Source organism: Arthrobacter sp. H35-D1 (assembly GCF_030063185.1).
Taxonomy (GTDB): Bacteria; Actinomycetota; Actinomycetes; order Actinomycetales; family Micrococcaceae; genus Specibacter.
Map to the genome: position 1 here is coordinate 321,116 of NZ_JASISP010000002.1, position 18,519 is coordinate 339,634.

16 protein-coding genes and 2 pseudogenes are annotated in these 18,519 nt (G+C 62.8%); 5 read left to right on the forward strand and 13 right to left on the reverse strand.

Features of this window, described 5'->3' with window-relative positions; genetic code table 11:
* Together QMG25_RS04890 and QMG25_RS04895 are read right to left on the reverse strand one after the other, a co-directional pair.
* Nucleotides 1-732, reverse strand: a complete 732-nt coding sequence (locus QMG25_RS04890) for a hypothetical protein (protein ID WP_283457810.1) — start codon at nucleotides 730-732, stop codon at nucleotides 1-3.
* Between the two features lie 59 nt (nucleotides 733-791).
* On the reverse strand, nucleotides 792-1,586 hold the full coding sequence (locus QMG25_RS04895) for a TetR/AcrR family transcriptional regulator (protein ID WP_283457812.1): 795 nt from the start codon (nucleotides 1,584-1,586) through the stop codon (nucleotides 792-794).
* A 155-nt stretch (nucleotides 1,587-1,741) separates the two neighbouring features.
* On the opposite strand from QMG25_RS04895, the gene QMG25_RS04900 reads away from it, so the two are divergent.
* Nucleotides 1,742-2,797 (forward strand): alpha/beta hydrolase, encoded by a 1,056-nt coding sequence (locus tag QMG25_RS04900; protein ID WP_283457814.1) that lies wholly within the window; start codon nucleotides 1,742-1,744, stop codon nucleotides 2,795-2,797.
* On the opposite strand, the gene QMG25_RS04905 is transcribed toward QMG25_RS04900, so the two are convergent.
* Together QMG25_RS04905 and QMG25_RS04910 are read right to left on the reverse strand one after the other, a co-directional pair.
* A complete protein-coding gene (locus QMG25_RS04905; protein WP_283457816.1) occupies nucleotides 2,794-3,540 on the reverse strand; it encodes a CE1759 family FMN reductase in 747 nt (248 codons plus the stop codon). The genes QMG25_RS04900 and QMG25_RS04905 overlap by 4 nt on opposite strands.
* A 109-nt stretch (nucleotides 3,541-3,649) precedes the next feature.
* Nucleotides 3,650-5,548 (reverse strand): AfsR/SARP family transcriptional regulator, encoded by a 1,899-nt coding sequence (locus QMG25_RS04910; protein ID WP_283457818.1) that lies wholly within the window; start codon nucleotides 5,546-5,548, stop codon nucleotides 3,650-3,652.
* Nucleotides 5,549-5,687: 139 nt separating this feature from the next.
* Here QMG25_RS04910 and QMG25_RS04915 point away from each other — a divergent pair, with 139 nt between their 5' ends.
* Nucleotides 5,688-6,479: an SDR family NAD(P)-dependent oxidoreductase gene (locus QMG25_RS04915; RefSeq protein WP_283457820.1), complete on the forward strand. Its 792-nt coding sequence runs from the start codon at nucleotides 5,688-5,690 to the stop codon at nucleotides 6,477-6,479.
* On the opposite strand, the gene QMG25_RS04920 is transcribed toward QMG25_RS04915, so the two are convergent.
* The 7 genes and pseudogenes from QMG25_RS04920 to QMG25_RS04950 form a co-directional block, all read right to left on the reverse strand.
* Nucleotides 6,476-7,459, reverse strand: coding sequence for an asparaginase (locus QMG25_RS04920; RefSeq protein WP_283457822.1), 984 nt, complete (start codon nucleotides 7,457-7,459; stop codon nucleotides 6,476-6,478). The genes QMG25_RS04915 and QMG25_RS04920 overlap by 4 nt on opposite strands.
* A gap of 355 nt (nucleotides 7,460-7,814) precedes the next feature.
* Entirely contained in the window at nucleotides 7,815-9,845 is a 2,031-nt protein-coding gene (locus tag QMG25_RS04925; protein WP_283457824.1) for a DUF5107 domain-containing protein, read from the reverse strand.
* 127 nt (nucleotides 9,846-9,972) lie between these two features.
* Nucleotides 9,973-10,374 (reverse strand): hypothetical protein, encoded by a 402-nt coding sequence (locus QMG25_RS04930; RefSeq protein ID WP_283457825.1) that lies wholly within the window; start codon nucleotides 10,372-10,374, stop codon nucleotides 9,973-9,975.
* A gap of 89 nt (nucleotides 10,375-10,463) precedes the next feature.
* Nucleotides 10,464-11,381 carry a TIGR01777 family oxidoreductase gene (locus QMG25_RS04935; protein ID WP_283457826.1) on the reverse strand — a complete coding sequence of 306 codons (918 nt, stop codon included), beginning with the start codon at nucleotides 11,379-11,381 and terminating at the stop codon, nucleotides 10,464-10,466.
* Nucleotides 11,378-12,028: a TetR/AcrR family transcriptional regulator gene (locus QMG25_RS04940; RefSeq protein ID WP_283457827.1), complete on the reverse strand. Its 651-nt coding sequence runs from the start codon at nucleotides 12,026-12,028 to the stop codon at nucleotides 11,378-11,380. Before QMG25_RS04940 ends, QMG25_RS04935 begins: the two co-directional genes overlap by 4 nt.
* A 70-nt stretch (nucleotides 12,029-12,098) precedes the next feature.
* Nucleotides 12,099-12,492, reverse strand: a pseudogene (locus tag QMG25_RS04945) (recombinase family protein); the annotation flags it as partial.
* Between the two features lie 421 nt (nucleotides 12,493-12,913).
* Nucleotides 12,914-13,258 (reverse strand): hypothetical protein, encoded by a 345-nt coding sequence (locus QMG25_RS04950; RefSeq protein ID WP_283457829.1) that lies wholly within the window; start codon nucleotides 13,256-13,258, stop codon nucleotides 12,914-12,916.
* A gap of 362 nt (nucleotides 13,259-13,620) precedes the next feature.
* Between QMG25_RS04950 and QMG25_RS20490 the strand changes: the two are divergent.
* A pseudogene (locus QMG25_RS20490) lies at nucleotides 13,621-14,658 on the forward strand (IS30 family transposase).
* Nucleotides 14,659-14,667: 9 nt separating this feature from the next.
* A complete protein-coding gene (locus QMG25_RS04970) occupies nucleotides 14,668-15,018 on the forward strand; it encodes a GIY-YIG nuclease family protein (protein WP_283457838.1) in 351 nt (116 codons plus the stop codon).
* A 538-nt stretch (nucleotides 15,019-15,556) separates the two neighbouring features.
* On the opposite strand, the gene QMG25_RS04975 is transcribed toward QMG25_RS04970, so the two are convergent.
* On the reverse strand, nucleotides 15,557-16,198 hold the full coding sequence (locus QMG25_RS04975; protein WP_283457840.1) for an NADPH-dependent F420 reductase: 642 nt from the start codon (nucleotides 16,196-16,198) through the stop codon (nucleotides 15,557-15,559).
* A gap of 713 nt (nucleotides 16,199-16,911) precedes the next feature.
* Nucleotides 16,912-17,379, reverse strand: a complete 468-nt coding sequence (locus QMG25_RS04980; RefSeq protein WP_283457841.1) for a YkgB family protein — start codon at nucleotides 17,377-17,379, stop codon at nucleotides 16,912-16,914.
* A gap of 173 nt (nucleotides 17,380-17,552) precedes the next feature.
* Here QMG25_RS04980 and QMG25_RS04985 point away from each other — a divergent pair, with 173 nt between their 5' ends.
* Entirely contained in the window at nucleotides 17,553-18,518 is a 966-nt protein-coding gene (locus QMG25_RS04985) for a sigma-70 family RNA polymerase sigma factor (RefSeq protein WP_283457843.1), read from the forward strand.
* The last annotated feature ends 1 nt before the right edge of the window (nucleotide 18,519 follow it).

Sequence of the window (18,519 nt, forward strand, 5' to 3'; positions counted from 1 at the left end):
CTAGTCGCCGCGCTCAAGCACTCTGGCGATTTTCTGCTCCAGGGCGGCAATGGTGACATCGGGAAGAACGATCAGCCCGTCGAGTTCCTTGCGGGCACGTGTGTAGGCGGTGTGCCGCTCGGCTCCGGTGCCTGCCTCGTCTTCGGCCATTTTGACAAGTTTGCGGGCCGTCTTCAAGCGTTGGCGTTCCGGCTCGCTGAACGCGGAGTCCTTGATCCTGTGGGCTTCCTTTTCGGCGATTTCAAACGCCACTGCGTAGGCGTTGACCGCGTTGCGGTAGTCGTCCCATCGACCCTTGTCCACCACATCCGCCGCCGCCACCGGACGGAGGGCGTCGGCGTCGCGCTTGGATCGCAGAAAGGCCACCGTGAGCGGCTCGTGGACATCGCTCATCATGGGGAAGTCAATCATCTTGGCCACGTCCAGCTCGTAGCTCAGCCATTGGCGGTTGACGGCGTCGTGTTCAACCATCACCTTGGCCACGTCTGCTTCCGTGTAGCCCGGCGTCTTTCCCGGCTCACCGTTGCCAGGGACGCCCTGCCCGGCATCCCAAGGGGCTGCCGAAACGTCAAGCCCGGCCACTTCGGGGTGCTGGAGCTTGTACAGCTCGATCTTGCGCTGATGGCGGCGTTCATTGGTTTTGTTCACGGCCCGCCCCCAGCCGCCCAGAATACCGGCCAGGGGGAAGGCCAGCCACCAGAAACTGCCCACGAACTGCCAGAAATCTTGCATGCCTCCATCGTGCCACCTTGCCGGGGCACTTCCTAAGTGATCCTGCGGCGGGGTTTTTGTTACTTTTCCGCGACCGCTCGGATGCTCAGGGCCGCGTTGCTGATGAGCTGGCAGGAAACATCAAGAATTCCCTGGGTGTTGTGAACGGTGCCGCTGTGCAAGGAATCAAGGAGCATGTTGTTGACCCCGCCCACCACGGACACTGCCGTGAGCCGGGCAAAGTCCAAAACCGCAGCCAAGGCATGATCCTCGGGATGTGCAGCCAGGCGTTCCTGTGCTTCCCGGAGAGGTGTTCCGCACAGCAACAGCAGCTGGTACATGGTCACGTCGGCAAAATTGTTCAGCGATTGGTGGCGTTTGGCCTCCAGCTCGGGTGAAATACCCACAATTTCCACCAGAATGATCCTGGCGTGGCGGGGATCGCCCAGCATGAAGTCCACCACTTCGCCAGTCCCTGCCTTGACCGAGGCCATCAGGTTCTTGGCCGGCGCCTTGAAAGCCGCCTTGGCCGACGCCAACATGGAGGTGGCCAGAAGGTCGTACACGGCGGTGAGAAGTTCTTCGCGGGACTCGAAGGACTCGTAGAAGTAGCGTTCGCTCAAGCCGGCGCGTTGGCACAGGGTCTTGATCTTTGCATTCGCGTACCCCTGCGTGCCAAAGACATCGATCCCTGCCTCGATCAGGCGGCCGTAGCGTTCCAAGGCCCGATCCGAGGAGCACTGCCCGGAATAGAGGCGACCCGCGGCGGCGGATGCCCGAGCTGTTGCCTCCGGGTCTTCTTCCACCGGACTGGATACTTTCGGGCTCGCTTCCCCTTGGTTTGGCGCGGTGTTTCCGGGGCCTTGGGTACTCACACCCCGAGTCTAGACGACAGCGCTTTCGGACTGCTCCGGCGCCTATCTTTCCGGCGCTGCCGGGCCGGCACAGCCGTGGTTCTTTCCATCTCTTGGGCCTCCGAATTCGACCACGGCGGGTGGCCGAAAGCGTGCAAGAATACTAGTGATCTCCCATGACTACCAGCACAGCCCACACCAGCAAGAAGCAGCAGGACGACGGCGCTGAACAGCCTCCCCCTGCTGCCAAGCCACCGCGCCAGATTCCGGACATTCCGCGCAGGCTTTTCTTCCTGACCATGGGCGCGGCCGCCGCCACCACAGCATTCAAGGCCAACATTGCCGCGGATGCGTTGCTCACCGAGCGCAGCCAATACCGCATCGAAACTCCTGACAACGAGGAAAACCGTACGGCGGCGTTGCGCTTCCCGGGCAAGACCTGGTACCTGTTGGGCGGCTTTCGGGTCAGCTACCGCGACGCGGGACGCAAGCTCGCGGCCCTGCAACCTGCCATGAACCAGCGTGCGCCGGCGTCGTTCATCGGCTACTCCAATGAGGGCATCGACATCGCCCAGCTGTTTATTGCCATCCAGCGCGACCTGTACGAGCGCAACATCGACACCGTCTACTTTTACGGGGACAGCTTCGGCGGCATGGCCGCCGTGGTTCTCGCCTCGCTGCTGGCGCAAACGGGCACGAAGGTGACACTGATCGTCATGGGGTCAAGCCCCAGCAGCGAAGCGGACATTGAGGATCCCGGCAAGCAGTACATCTCCCTGGCCGGAAAAGTGGTCCCTTATCTGGGCCTGCTGGGCCGGTTGGGTGCCGGACTGTGGGGAGGACTGGCCAACCCAAACGGGCAGGGCATGTACCAGGCGGCCCGCAGCGGCATTTCCAAATCCTTCAACCCCGACAACAACTCGCTGATCCTCAGCACCACCCAAGCCACCTTCCTGCAGGCCTTCCCCCGGCAATACGACGGCAAGGTCCCGGCAAGCACCGGGATAGGGATGATTTACGATCCAGATGACTTCATCGTCGACGCCGGCTCGGCGATCCGCGGTTGGGAGGCGCTGATGCCCAACAACCCGGTCTTTGTGTACGACGTTCCGGACACGGGGCATGCCAGCCCGGAGATCCACCCCGATGTTTACCGCACGGCGCTGACAGTGGTGCTTGACGACCTGGATCCACCGCCGTTGACCTCAAAGCCAGTGCAACCCATCTTCTAGGGGCGGCGGGTTTGGGCCAGCAGCTCCTCGAAGGGCAGCGAGGTCATTGATTCGGCCTCCCGCAGGGCCCGCTTTGCCCGGTGTCCGGGCATCGCCTCACCCGCGCCGTTTCCTACCGCGTCCCCCGCGCCGTTCCCCTTCCAAGGCACAACGGCACTGGTCGACGCCGCACTGCCGGGTTCCGGCGTCGTGCCTCCCTGAAGGTGTGCGCCCAGGACGGCTGACAGTTCAGCGGCCCCCTGCCCACTGCGTTGATCCAGCGGATTGCTGCCGGAACCGGCCCAGTCCTCGGGCGAGGCGTAGATGGCGGTGGGCATGGTGTTGGCACGCAGATAGCTGAACAGCGGGCGGATCGCCATCTCCAGCACCAGCGAATGCCGGGATGAGCCGCCCGTGGCGCCAAACAGGACAGGCATGCCATCAAGGGATTTGGGGTCCAGGACATCGAAAAAGGACTTGAAAAGCCCCGAGTAGGAGGCGCTGAAGGTGGGGGTCACGGCGATCATGGCGTCGGCCGCGGCCACCCGTTCGATGACCTGCGCCAGGGCGGGCCCCGCATAGCCGGCAACCATGGCGTTGGCGATGTCGGTGGCGTGCTCGCGCAGTTCAATCACGTCCAGCACAACCTCGATGTGCTGCTGCGCCGAGCGGGCAACGACATTCGCGGCCAGCTGGTCCGCGAGCATGCGGGTGGTGGAGGGAACACCAAGCCCGGCGGAAATGACGGCAACTGTGCGCTGCATTGTGACTCCTTGATCAACGGCCGCACTACTCATGCGTATGCATCCACCGGAGTCAACGGGGCGGGAGCTGACGGTATTCCTGCATGCCGTCTCGCCTACGCCTTTCCCCCTATGCCTTTCGTCCTGGACACGGGACGGCGCACAACTGGGCCAGTTTGGCGAGGATCGGTGATATTGCTCCGAGACTGACGGCCCCGCTGCCTCCGGCACATTCTTTAGCTGCGGGCAGCAGGGCATCGTACGAACGTTGTCCAGCCTCCAGATGCCCAGTCTCGATCGCGGCTAGACCGATGAGGAACCATGCCACCTCAAGCAGCAGATCCTGTGGCGGATCTGCCAACAGGTCCAGCGCGCTCATGGCTTCCTCGTGGCGCCCCTTCCTGGCCAGAAGAAGCGGGCGGGCCCAAGGTTCGTAGGGTCCGAGCTGTCCATCTGGAAGCTCCGTGCCAGCATGAACAGCGGAGGTGAGTCGCGCCAGTTCGGGCAATCCAACCGTGAATCCGGGCATCTCCTCTCCTTCCGGAGGTGGCGGGCCGGCTGTGAAGCTCCACCGGAACCAGCCGGTGAAGACGGATGCAAGGGGGCGGGCGAAGCGTGCTGCAAGCGCATCGATGCGGTCGGCCTCCTTCGCGGCTGCGCTGATGTTATCGAGGGCGCAGAGGGCTTGCATCCTGATCAGCCGCCCCTCGATCTCGAAGGTCGACAACTCCGCCGCGACGGCCAGGGCAATGATCTCCGCACCGAGGGTTTCGCGTGATCTTGCTTGGCCTGCCGTTTCGAAACTCTGCAGATAGCGGGCGCTGAGCGCGAAGCACAGTAGCGTGGCATCGCCAAGGCGCCGGGCGATTCGTTCAGCTTCGGCGGCCTCGGAGAGTCGGTTGGCGGTACCGCGCGACTCCATGGCCACGGTGGCCAGCAGCCGGGCCCGCACCCGGTCTGAAGCCCCCAGTGGAAGTGCTGCGAGTGTTCGCAATGCTGCTTCGACGATCAACGCCGACCGCGTCGGATCATCCGATCGGGTCCAGCTGCCGGGCACCTCAAAGCCACCGATGACGCGTGCCGTCAATTCCGGGTCACCGAACTGCTCGGCCGCCGTGATGGCGGAGAATCGTTGTTCCGCCGCGAACTGGACCGAGCCGGACACGGCCAGCAACGGCAAGAGCACAGTGACGCTTTCGAGCTGGGACTGCACACCGGTGCGCGCAGTGACGGCGGCGGTCCGCACCAGGATCGACTCGCTGGCGTCGACGAAGTCCAGCGCAGGATCGTGGCTCATGATGTCCCGCTCGAGTCTGGTCAGCCGAACACTCGGATCGAGCCCGAGGTTTTGCAGGAGGGTGGAGCGGGCTTGGGTCAGGACTGCCAGAGCGTCTCCTTGGCGTGCGGACCTATACAAGGCCAGGGCGAGCAGCCTCCATCCCTCCTCCCGCCAAGGATGCTCGACGACGTGCCCATCCAGTAATGCGACAACGTCATTCGGCCGTCCAAGGGCCAGCCGGGTCTCGGCCAGCTGCTCCACAGCTCCCGCTCGAAGTTCAGCAATCCGTGCCCTTTCTTCCTGGGCCCAGGGACGGGTGCGGAATTCCTCGAAAGCGTCCCCGCGCCACTCTTTCAATGCGGCGCTCAACAGCGATTCGCGCGCCTCCGGGTTCATTCCTTCCGCAGTCGCAACAGCTTGCTCGACCCGCCAGAGGTCCACTGCGGTCGGTGCGGGTTTGAGCGCGTAGCCGTCGCCGGTGGTCACCAGGATGGCCGGGGGCGTGCGAGCAGTGCGCTCCGGCTCAAGAATTCGTCGCAGCTCACCAATGAAGGTGCGAACAGCGCCCACCGCACCGGCAGGGGCGTCTTCCCACAACTCCTCGATCAGTCTGCCCGTCGACACCGTCCGGCTGCGCGCGGCCAGCAGAATTCCGAGAATCTCACGATGACGTGCCTTGGAGAAGCGAAGGGGGTTGGCGCCAATCTCGGCACCGATGGGACCGAGGATGTGGATTCGAAGCTGGCTCACTGGCTCAGTCTAGTTCGCGGGCACCCTCAGCTGATCGAGGGCTGATCCACGTGTGGGATTGTTTCCTTGAACCCGTGCTGGAAATGCCGGCACGGCAGGAGATCGCGATTTTTTGGTACGCGACGCGAAGGAGAGAAAGATGGATCTGCAACTCAGGGGCAAGAAGGCGTTCGTTAGCGGTTCGAGCCAAGGAATCGGCTATGCAATTGCGAAAGCGCTGGCTGGAGAGGGTGTTGAGGTGACGCTCAACGGGCGCAATGCGGTGAAGCTGTCCGCGGCGGTCGAGTCGTTGCGGCACGATGTCCCCGGGGCATCGGTTGCCGGGATGGTCGCCGATTTTACCGACCCCGCCCAAGTGGAGCGACTGTGTGCCGAACTTCCCGACGTCGACATCCTCATCAACAACGTTGGGCTCTTCGAATTGAAATCGTTCGAAACCATTTCAGCTGACGACTGGCGGTTGTACTTTGAAGTGAATGTCCTCAGCGGAGTGCGACTCGCCCAGCGGGCAATGCCAGCCATGCTGGAACGGGGATGGGGGCGGATTGTTTTCGTGGCCAGCGAGTCGGCGGTCAACGTCCCGGCCGAAATGATCCACTACGGCGCCTCAAAGGCGGCAATGCTGGCGGCTGGAAACGGTCTGGCGAAGCTCACCAAAGGGACCGCAGTGACGGTGAATTCCGTCCTCGGTGGCCCCACGTACTCCGACGGTGTTGCCCAAACCGTCGAGGAGCTCGCCCAGCAGAGCGCCGTCTCCACAGCCGACATGAAAAAGGCAATCATGGCAACGAACCAAACCTCGTTGCTGGAACGATTCATCGAGCCGAGCGAGATCGCAAACATGGTGGCGTTCCTGGCAAGCCCTGCAGCGTCCGCGACGAACGGATCAGCAGTGCGCGTTGACGGAGGAGTGCTGACAACTGTGCTCTAGAGAAGCAGCGGCAAGTCGCTCACCGGCAGTCCGCGCAACTCGCCGACCGGGTGGCCGCCGCCGCACACGGGCAGGTGGTTGAACTCATCCAGGAGTGCAGAGTCGACGCCCAAAGCCAGCAGTGCCGGGACGGCGGCGGGCATCCGGGCCCTGTCGCCGCCGTCGGCAATCTTCAACGCCACGGCGGTCCCATCAGCCAAGGCAATGGCCTGGATGCCCTCAAACCCATCCTTCGCCAGCAAGCCGGGAACCGCCTCCATCAAGGTGGTGACATCGCGCCCCGGCCCGGCAACCAAGGTGGGATGGGCGCGCATGGCGGCGGCGACGTCGTGCTCTGCAGTGCCTGCGGCAGCGGTGGTGAGCTTGCCAAAGGCACGGGCCAGCCCGGTCAAGGACAGGCCGAAGACCTCCGTGCCGCAGCCGTCGGTGCTGATCGCCGTGATCGGATCACCGGTCAACTCCGCCACAGTGGCGCGGATCAGGGCGGCCAGGGGGTGTCCGGGATCGAGATAGTTCTCCAGCGGCCAACCGTTGAGCACACAGGTGGCCAACAGTGCGGCATGCTTGCCGGAGCAGTTTTGTGCCAGCCGGGTGGGGCCGCGGCCGGCGCGCAGCCACGCTTCGCGTTCGGCCACGCCGTAGGGCAGGTCGGTGGAGTTGCGCAGGGCGCTCTCGTCGAGGCCGGCCCCGGTAAGAATGGCGGTGGCCAGTTGTTGATGGGCGGCCGCCCCCGAGTGGCTTGCCGCGGCCAAGGCCAGTTGGTCGGCAGGCAGGCGCAGTCCGGCGCGCAGAAGTCCGACGGCGATGAGCGGCTTCAGCGCCGACCGCGGATACACGCTGGCCGAAGGGTCACCGCGGCTCAGCAGCAGGGTCCCGGTGGGATCCACCGCGGCGAGGGAGCCATAATGGACGCTTTCCACCAGCTCGCCTCGGGTTTGCACTGCGAGCGGGGCGTGGGCGGGAAATTCATTGGTGGTCATGCGTTGTGTACTCCCGTGATGGTGGTCAGTGCCGCGTCCACTGCGGCCAAGATCAGCCTATGCGCCATGTCCGGTCACGGCTTCCGCAGATGGTAAGTGAGTGCCTTGGCGATGAATCGACCACGTGCGTGTGGCAAATGAGGAACATGGCGTAGTCGTAGTTGGATCCGGTACGTGTTGAAGGCGGCAAACGCCGCCACCACCACCCCCGACGCTCCTGCACTTTCGGGGCATTTTCCTGCAACGCTCCTGCACTGAAGTGCAGGAGCGTTGCCGCATTTGGCACCAAAGCTGCAGGAACGTCCGATGGTGGGGCGGGCATGTGTGTTGGCGGGGCGGGGCCGGTTGGCACGGCCTACTGCATGCTGAACTGGTATTGCTCGGGCACGTCTTCGCCCGGGCACACTTGGAGCCACAGTTCGCTGAGCGAGTTGACACCTTCGCGCAGGTCAACGACCTCCACACCCGACTTCAGGATTGTCGCGGCTGCGTCGCCCTCCCCCAGTGCGGCATGGGCCTTGGCCCGCAGGAACCGGAGTCTCCCAATGCTTGCCAAGGACGCCGAGGCACGGCCCAACAATTCCTGGGCCATCGCCGGATTGCCGTTGTCCAGTGCCAGGGTCACGGCTTCCACCAGCAACTCGCGGCACTCCCCATCCAGGACGCACGCTGCGTTCAGTTCCGCCAGGCCCCCGGCGATGTCTTCCGATGCCAATAGGGCCAGTCCCAAGCCGCGGTGCGACAACGCGCGGCTGTGCACGCTCAACGCCTCTCCGGCGGCAAATGTAGTTTCCAGCGCCTGGCGGTACAGCGTGGCCACAACCGCCTGGTCGGCTACTCCGTTGGAGGCCCTGGCATGCACCATCACGGCATGGTGGAAGGCAGCCTCGGCGCTGGTGTTGCGACCGGCTGTCAGCAGGTCCTCCCAGTCCAAGCCCCTGATGAAAGACGCTGCTCCGCCAAACGGCTGGCTGGGCACTTCGGCAGCCGTTGCTTCAAAGGGTTTTTCAACTATGCCCTCATTCGCATTGAGCAGCTTCAACCAAGGGCCTTGGTCTGCCGTCAGGGTTTCCGATCCGAAGGGTGTGCCCGTTTCATCGAGCCAGTCCAGATCGGCGTGCTGGCGACGCGTCCGTTCCAAGGCGCCCCAACCGTTGCCGGCCACCACCATTTCCGACGGCGGCAAATCAGCCCAGGCTCCGGCGTCGTCCAAGGCCTGGGCAATGGCCGTCTCGGACACCAAGGCCTCAACGCGCTGCGCCCCGTGGTCCACTACCGCAGCCCATTCACCGGCCGCGAGCGCGGGGTCCAGTGCAGCATTGCCGTACGCCTCGACCCACTGCCAGCTGGCGCCGGCGGGCATGGGGACGTGCTCGAACTGGGTCTGTGCCAGGCCAGACTGGATTTCCGCGTAGTGGCGAGGCTCGCCAGAGACGGTCGGTGTCAACCATTCCTGCCAGTGATGTCCGCCCGTGCTCTCGCCCCAGACGAAGAGCTTGCGGCCGCGGAGCTGCGCCGAGGACACCAACGCCAATCCGTCGCCGGCCTTGTCCGCCGCCACCTCCCAGCGCCGTTCCTCCGGGGCGAGGTCGAAGAAAAAGTCCACGGCGTGGGTGTTGCGCTGCGGCCAGGTGGCGTCCAGATCCTGGAAACTCGTGGGGTCCACGCGCTTCATGGAGCCGTCGTAATCGGTGGCGTAGGCACGCGCCGCCGGGGCAATCACGCGAGTGTCCGGCGTCTGCGGGATGGCCGCGTTGGTCCACCAGTACATGGGCACGGTCTTCTCATTCGGGTTGCGAATGCGCACCGCGACGAACACGACCGGCGAGTCCTCCGGCAGCCACGCGTCAATCTGGAACACCACCTCGCGCAGCCTGTCGAACTCCCACATGCGCAGCACTTCCTGGCCCTCGGGAGTGTGCACAATGGCGGCGTGCAAGGGGACACTGGTGGTCGGCGAGTGCCCGCGCGTGCCGATGTTGAACTCGATGCCCCCCGCAAACCAGGCATTGCGCAGACCAAAATTGGCGAATTGGATGCGGTCCTGGGTGTGCAGGAGTTCCTTGCCCGTGGCCTTGTCGGTGAGCTCCCAGAGCCGCCCGCCCAGCTGTGGCAAAAAGGTGGCCTTCACCTTGTTGTTTTCAAGCACGACGGCGGTCAGTTCCGTGGCGCTGACATCGCGCGTGTAGCTCTCCTGCATGGGGTACGGGTATATGTTGGCGACCTTGCCCCACCGCACACCGGCCGCGATCTCCTCCGGTATCCCCTCCCCCACCACATACGGCGGTTCCAACAGCGGCTGCACCGACGGCAAGGGAGAGTCACGGCCAAGCTCCGCGAGCTCAATGACCCGGGTGGTGAGTGTTATTGAAGAGTTGGTGCCCATGCAGTGTTCCAATCACAGTCAGGTGGCCGGGCCCGCAGCTGGTCCAAATATGGGACAGCTGGTGGTTGGGGCCGGGAATGATGGCGTTCTCAAAACGAGCCTATCGGATGCGGCACGCACAGCCGGGTTACTCGCTTGCCGCGGGGGCGGCATTGCGTCGGGACACCACTTTCATGACGCTGGCCCTGCCGACGGCGCCGCACACCGCAGTCCAAACAATCAGCCCGGCCAGGGCCCAGCCCATCTCACTGCCGGAAGGGATCAAGACAATTGCTGCCATGACGGCGCCAAGTGCCAACGCGAACACCAGGACATGGACGCACTGGTTCCGCACCCGCCGCAAGGGCCAGGCAATCAGGATCGCCAAGGGCAGGCCAGCGATGGCCGCGACGGGAAAGCCATAGATCAGCGCAACGGGCAGAAAATACCAGCCCAGCCCGCTCTCCATGGGAGGAATGGCAAAGGCCACTGCCAACCCGAGGCAAAACAGCACAAACGTGATCAGCCAGCCGAGCAGCAATGCTGCCACACCCTAGCGCATGCTGAAACGGTCTTCCTTGGCCCAGCGGGCCGTCTGCACAGCGGCAAACTCGGGGCTGCCGACATTTTCCGGCGCGCTCATGGCGCAACGTTTTTCTTGCCCTGAGCGCTGCTGCGCCCGGCGATGTCTGCGAGCGCGCCGTCCAACCCGGGATGCTGGAACAAGAATCCGGCATCTTGGAGTTTTCGGGACGAAACCCAGCGGCTTTTCAGTACCAGTTCTGTTTCCGTGCGGATCAGCACCGCCCCGAGCTTGAGCAGCCAGGCCGGTGTGGGCAGCCCAAACGGCGCCCGGTTCGCCCAGCGTACAGCTGCCATCAGGCCGGCGTTGGTCACCACCTCGGGCGCGGCGATGTTGACGGGACCGGTAACGTCGCGGTGTTCATGCAGGAAAAGGACTGCGCGGAACAGGTCGTCGACGTGGACCCAGCTGAACTTTTGCCCGCCGTCGCCCATCCGGCCGCCCAAACCCAGGCGAGCCAGGTTGTTGAACGGGCGCATGACCCCGCCGCCGGGGCCCATGGCGATGGTGATGCGCAGGGGAATCCTGCGCGTTCCCGGCACCTCCGCCGAGGCGAGCGTTTCTTCCCAGCCCCGCGCCACGGCGACGGAGAAGCCAGAGCCGAGTTCGCCGTCGAGCTCGTCTTGCGGACGGTCCCGGGCGTCGCGGTAGATGGTGCCGGTGCTGGCGTTGAACCAGTCACGGGGCGGGCGGGCACAGGCGGCGGCGGCACGGCCCAACTCGGCGGTGGTCTCAGTGCGGGAGCGGATGATCTCGGCCTTGTTGGCGCGGGTGTAACGGCAGGAAACGGACTTTCCGGCCAGGTTGATCAGCAGCTCGGCACCGTCAAGCAGCGTGGTAATGGCGGCGGTGTCTCCCCACACGGCGTCGCCCGAGCGGCCCACTGTGCGCACCCGCCACCCGGCGCTGGCGAATTGGCGGCGGAAGTGCGTGCCGATGAAGCCCGAGGCTCCGGCGATGACGACTGTTTTCATGCCTGCACCTTCGTCTTCAGTGCCAGCGCTTCCTCGACCAGCGGCTTGACCACGGGCAGCCTGGAGAAGGAGACCAGCTTGGCGATCAGTGGCGCCGCCCCGTCGATCAGAGTCCGGGTGCGGCGCTGGTTGGCAGAATGGTCGTACACCCAAAACAGCACCACGCCCATGTACGCCAGCCAGAGGAGCTCCGGCAACTGGGCGCGCAGAAAGGCAGGGATCTTGGCGCCTTCCACTGCCTCACGGAAAATTCCGATGGCGTTCTCCCGCACTTCCGCCGACGCCTCACCAAAGGGGTTCACGGCCGACTGCGGCGGCAGGGCACTGGAAATGAACGTGCCGCCAAAGCCGTGGTACGGAGTCAACGCATCAATGCCGGCATGCATCGCCAGCTTGATTCTGTCTCCGAGGCCGCTGCTTCCCCGCATCCCCGTCGAAGCTGCGGCGCGCTGCTCAGCCACCGATTCGCGGTAGAGCTCGAGAACCAGCTCGTCCTTGGACGCGTAGTAATAGTAGGCACTACCCAGGGAAATACCGGCTTCAGCGGCAATGGCCCGCATGGTGGTCTTGGCGAAGCCCTTGCTGCGAAACATGCCCAGAGCTGTTTCCAGCACCTTGGCCTTGGTGTGTGCGCTCTTGCTGTCCATCGCTGCATCCCATCATTTGAACGTGTTCATTTTCTAGTGGACCACATCTTTTGAACATGTTCAAATAAGGTCATGCTGCCGCCTCCGCTGACATTCCCAGTACCTGTCCGCACAGTTCACAGGGGCGGGCTGGTGTAGCCGCTCTGCTGTGTCCGAGTTCAATGGCGCGGAGGACGGTGGATCGGCTGATGGCGACAAGTTCGGCCAGCACGCCCGTGGCCTTGGCAACTTTCATTTCTTCGCGGGTGCGCCTGCTGATCAGGTCCGCTTCGAACCCTGCGACCATCGCCAGTACGTTGAACAGCAGTTTGCCCATCGGATCCGCGGGGGTGGTGAACGGAGCCGCCGATGTTCAGTCTGATGTCGCGGCTGGCGAGGTCGCCTGCTATCTCGTGGGCGTCTCGGACGGAACGGGTCGGACGGTCGAGCTTCGCAACGACGAAAATGTCCCCGGCCCGGCCCGCGGGCACTAGCCGACCAGAATTTTAGACACGTAGATCAGTGTGTCAGTCAGGGCCCGTCACCTGTCAGCTCACCGAACACCCCCTGCGGAACTATCGACGGCCAGCAGTCGCAACGATGTACTTCTGGAGCAGATGCGTCCGACGGAGGACCCGCTTATGGGACACTGCTCTGGCAGGATGTTGGGTGAATGGCTTGGTAGATGAGCTACGGCTGATCACGCGGTTATAGCCACTACCCATGATAGGAATCGTTGCGAGCGTAGGCAGGCTTGAACGTTGAACCAGTTGCTCCACCTCGCTGGTTTTGAAAGTCTAACCATCCCTTCACCGCAGCTAAGCAAAAGCTCCACACCGGTGACTTCCAGGACGCACACATCGGGTTCAAAAGATCTTCTAGAACCCGGCGTGAGCCAAGAGGTAGTCATGCCCTAATCTGATATTCGTAGATGTAGGCGGAACGCTGCGTGTAGACCTGATAAGACTCCGGGTCGAAACCACCGCTCGAAACCACAACACTTTGCCCGTCTTCGGCCGACACCTTGGTGTAACTATTGATATTGGCCATTAGGAAGAAGTGCAGTAGGGAAAACACCCACTCGACCGCCGATGCGACAATAGTCAATCCCGCCAGACCACCGCTAAGTCGCCTCATCCAACGATGAGGGATACGCAGGATCAGCGGAGAGACCAAAAGAACGAGCCCCACGGCGACAGTCAGTCCACTGAGGATAGACGCACATAAAATGAGCTGCCAATTGGTCATCACGAACTACAATATTTGGCTTTGCATGTGCGACGAAGCCCAAGACCACAACACGAACACAGCTAATCCAAAAATAGCGGCAGTGAGCGAAAATACGGCACCGCAAACGATGCGCCAGCGGTTCACAGCAACCAGGGTGGCATCGGGGGTGAGAGCTATTTCAGAAACCAAGATGCCCCTCTTCAAGGGCTGTCGTTGAGTGGCATTAATTCTGACGCAATAGTCCTAGTGGCTGAAATATTCGGATCCCACAGGACGATCTGGTCCATGCCGGTAGTCCTGTCACGGCAAGTACAAACCTTATGACAAGGGTGGGCGGTGCCATACCCTCGAAGCAACAACTCGGTTGATTAGAGGAGTTGTTGGTGGGGCGTAGGCGATTGTCGTTTTCGGATCGGGCAGATATTGCGGTGGGGATACTCGCTGGCTGGACTGATCGGCAGATCGGGGCTGGTATTGGCCGTGATCAGACGATCATTCGGCGGGAGCGTGGACGTAACTCGACGAAGACCCGCGGGTATCATCCAGTGAGTGCGAACTGTGCTGCTGAGCGGAAAGGCAAGCGCCCGCAGGCCCGAAAAATCTACACCGATCCGGTCATTGCTGCACGTGTGAAGGCAGATCTGGCCAGTTAAAGGACGCCGCGGCAAATCGCAAGGCCGTTTGCGTTTGGAGGCGACGGACGCCAGCGTTGAGATTATAACGAAATCACCCGACGCCGAAGACCGCACCGTCTCCCACGAAGCCATCTACCGGTGGATCTACGCCCTGCCCAAGGGGAAGCTGGCCAAGTCCTTCGATCCCGCTGCAATCCGAACGTACGAAGCGTAAATCGGTGAAGCCGTTGGGTGAGCGCACCGGTGGAAGCATCATCGTCGCTGGTCAGCATCGATGACCGTCCCGAGGCGGCAGCAGATCGCCGTGTTTCTGGATCGTGGGAAGGGGATTTGCTGGTCGGCAAGGGCGGTAAGAGTGCTGTCGCGACCCCGGTCGAGAGGAACAGCAGGTTCCTGATCATGCTGGGCCTGCCGGAGGGGAAGAAGGCCGCCGGTCTCGCTGATGTCCTCATCGATCAGGTCAGTGACCTGCCGGCGCTGATGCGCGGCTCCTTGACGTGGGACCAAGGCACCGAGGTGGCCCGCCACGCCCAACTCACGGTGGCCACGGACCTGCCAGTGTACTTCGCCCACCCCCACTCATCATGGGTGAGGCCATCGAATGAGAACACGAATGGATTGATCCGGGAGTACCTACCCAAGGGCATCGAGCTCACCAGCCACCAGCCCTATCTGGACTCCATCGCCGACGAACTCAACGACCGCCCCCGCGCCGTCCCAGGATTCCTCACACCACGAGAAGTCTTCACCAAGCTACTCAACGACAATGTCGCCAAGACAGCTTGACACTGCCGCGTGCTGCTCACTTACCAGCAGCTGCTGGACATGGTGGATGATCCTCGATACGCCGACTGGCGCGCCGCTCTGTCCGAGGTTCAAGGGATCTACCTCATCACAGACTCCACCAACGGCAAGCAGTACTTCCGCAAGGCCGACGGCTCGGAACGAATCCTCGGCAGGTGGTCGACCTATGCCAAGGACGGCCATGGGGGAAACATCGCCCTCCGCGAGCTTGCATACATCAGCGTTCCTGGCGGGGTGAAAAAGCAGAAGACCGACCATGCGCGTCAATTCGTCTTCAGCCTCCTGCGAGTGTTTGGGCCCAGCACGCCGTCCACGGAAGTGAACGCGGCGGAATCTCACTAGGAGGCAGCCTTGATGACCCGCCAGTTTGGACTCAACAGGAACTGATCCACCGCGAAGCACAAAGAGCGCCCCGCCTGTCCCGATGGAGATGCCGGGCATTCCATTTTCTCGATGGTCGGGACACCCGAAATCACACCCTTCAGCTCGACCGGGATACCGGTTACCATGCCAACTGGCTGACGGAACTAGACCGGGCCACGAGCTGCCGCGCGTAGGATTCTTGGCATTCCCAACCAATGGACCCGTGGTGTGGTTCTCGACAGTTCGTACGCGGGAACGGATTGCCGTTGCCAGAGGTTCGGCATCCTACGTCTGGCGCTCTTGACCGAGGAACTCTTCTGCGGAATTAAGGCGTGTGGGTAGATGCCTAGGCCCGAGTTGCCGGCTGGGGTGATCGCGACCCTGCCGCTGAGGTCGACCCCCGCGAGCACCTCGGTTGCGGCCGGCAGCTGGATGCTTACTTGTGCTGCTGTTTTAGTCTTCCATCGAGTCCACTCCGAGCGGGCGCTATCATGCGGGCTACAAGCAGTGGCGGGGATCAGATCGTACGCGGTGCCTTCGCTAGGTTGATCTCAAGCTCGGCAGCGGACTGACGTAAGCCATAGGCGGGCCGGTCGCGCTCGACGCGCCAGCTCTCGGAGAGTGGGCCGATGTTGACAGCATCGAATCCGAATTCATCGTATAGCTCAGTGACGAAGGCCGCAGCGTCGGCGTAGTCGGACGATGTAGCGAGCGCGCGCCGCGCCGGGTCGCCGGGTGGGAACCCGTCGGCGGTGATGTCGGCGGCTGTGATGTGATTAAATCCCTTGGCTACGCGCGAGGTCGGTAGGTGCTCCTGCAGCATCCCTGTCACGGTTGCTTCTCCGTTGTCGAGACCTTCTATATGGCCGTCGCGTTCGAAGTAGTAGTTATTGGTATCGATCACGATCTTTCCTGCCAGAGGCTCGACAGGAACGTTCGCATATGCCTTGAGTGGTACTGTCACGATCGCGACGTCGGCAGCTTCTGCAGCCTGAAATGCCGTACCCGCGGTCGCCTTTGGGCCGAGCTCTGCGACGAGCTCCTTAAGTGTCTCCGGCCCGCGGGAGTTACTGATCACCACGTCATAGCCGTTCTCAATAGCTTTGCGGGCCACTTGGCTGCCAATGTTTCCTGCCCCGATAATTCCAATAGTTGTCATGGTGGGGACAACAGGCGCCGAACAGAACATATTCCCGACGTCTCTTGGGTCGGAGCGCCGGGTTGAAGCACCAAAGTTCGACCCACACGAAAGGGGCTCTTCAGAATTCAGACCCAAACTACATTCCGAATTCTGAAGAGCCGTCAATGACCTACCAGCGCTGATGGACGGATTTCTGACGTGGGAACAGGGAACCGGGATGGCCCGCTACACCCAACTGACGCTGGCTACGGACTTGCCGGTGTACTTCGCCCACCCATACTCCTCATGGGAGTGACCCTCCAATAGACAACACCAACGGCCTGATCTGGGAATACCAACCCAAGGGCATCGAGCTCACCAGCCGCCAGCCCTATCTGGACTCCATCGCGGATGAACTCAACTACCACCTCAGGCCGTCCTAAGATTCCTCACACCAGGTGAAGTCTTGGCCAAGCTACTCAACGACAATGTTGCTAAGACGGCTTGACACCGCCCTTTCTTCAACGGACAAGGACATGCTGTGCAGACGGTTAGTGAAAATGACATCCCAGCAATCCTTGCCCAGTCGGTTCGTTCTCAGCTCGCACGAATAGTTCGAAGCGGCAAACGACGCACTACCGCGGCAGACCCCGGATCTCGGATCTCAGTCGTCACGATCACCTCCCGCACCGCAGACGCGAACTGACCATGCAGAGAAACCGAACATTGGGTGGTTCTGCGGGCAGGAAACATCAACGTCGCCGCGCGGCGCGCAAGGACTCGGCGGTGACCAGGACGGAAGCGCCCAGGAACACGGCGTCCTTGACCAAGAACTGCCCGGCCATGGACAGCTTCGGGAAACCACGGCCCTCTTGCCAGGCTTCCGGTGTGGTGAACAGAAAACTCAGGGTCGTGGCGAACATCCCGACCGCTCCAAGCCCGCCAAGCACGGAAGCCCTGGGAGCGAGCGGCCTCGCGGCGATCAATGATGCCATCGCGATCTCGGTCATCCCCAGGATCCTTGCCGTCTTCTTCTCACCGAACTTCTTGAGGACGGGAGCAAACAGCGGACTCGAGGAGACCAGAGGGTGGATATTCTCCACCTCGTAGTCCTCAAACTTCAGCGCTCCGATCCACAGGAGGTTCAGCACCAGTGCGGAACGCAGGGTCGAGCTTCCCATGGACTGAAGCGCCTGGGTGGTGTCGTGTTGTGTTTTCATGCTGCTGCTCCTTGTTCAACGAACCGATGCGACGGGTGCCGAACGGCACTAGAAACGTTTCATCATGGTGGTTAGTCCCGCCAACGCCGCTTTCGTTACACGATCCGCCGAGGCAGTTCACGCCCCACCCGGAACTCGCCCGCAAACCACGCGGCAACGGCTAAACTGACTCGGTGGATGCCGCATTCGATGACCTCGCCGCCATCGCTGCCTTGCGCTCTCGCGACGAGGCCAGGGTCGGTGAGCTGGTGGCTGCATGGACGCCCGGCATGCTGCGATTGGCACGCACCCACACCGTCAGTGTGGCCTCCGCCGAGGACGCTGTCCAAGATGCCTGGGTCACTGTGCTCACCGGGATTGAGCGCTTCGAGGGTCGGAGCACGCTTCGCACCTGGGTGCTGGGGATCGTCATCAACACCGCCCGCCGCGCTGGAGCACGCGAGCACCGAACCCTTCCGTTCTCTTCAACCGGGTGGGCAGACCGTGGGGATGGGTGGGAGCCGGCGGTCGCCCCTGCGCGCTTCCATCCGCAGACCGGCCACTGGGTGTCATCGCCTTTGCGCTGGGACCTGCTGCCCGAGGAACAGTTGAGCGCCGGCGAGCTGCGATCCGTCATCGATGCCGCCCTGACGGCATTGCCCCCGCGGCAACGGGCCGTCATGACAGCCCGGGACGTATTGGGGCTCTCTGGGGAAGAGGTTGGGGCCTTGTACATGCTCGGAGACGGCAATCAGCGGGTACTTTTGCATCGGGGCCGGAGCAAGGTCCGGGCCGCCGTCGAACGCTACGTGGCGACAGGCACTGATCTACCGGATCCGGCTGAGGCGGTGGCGGTGGCACGCAGCGCACCTGCGAGCGAGCCAGGGGCCCAACCATGTCCGCCTCGGCCAGGCTCCCGTCAACCGGTGGTGTGCCGACAGCTCGTGGAACTGGTGACAGATTATCTGGAAGGTGCGCTCAACACCGGACTGCGAGACCGGGTAGAAGAACACCTTGCCACCTGCCGGCACTGCAATGGATACGTAGCCCAGGTGCGGCGCCTGCTCGATCTCACCGCCGAAATCGCCCCAACGGCACCACCACACATCGTCTCCCGGCTTGCCGCCGCGCTAAGGAATGCCACCGGCTCGGACTTATAAC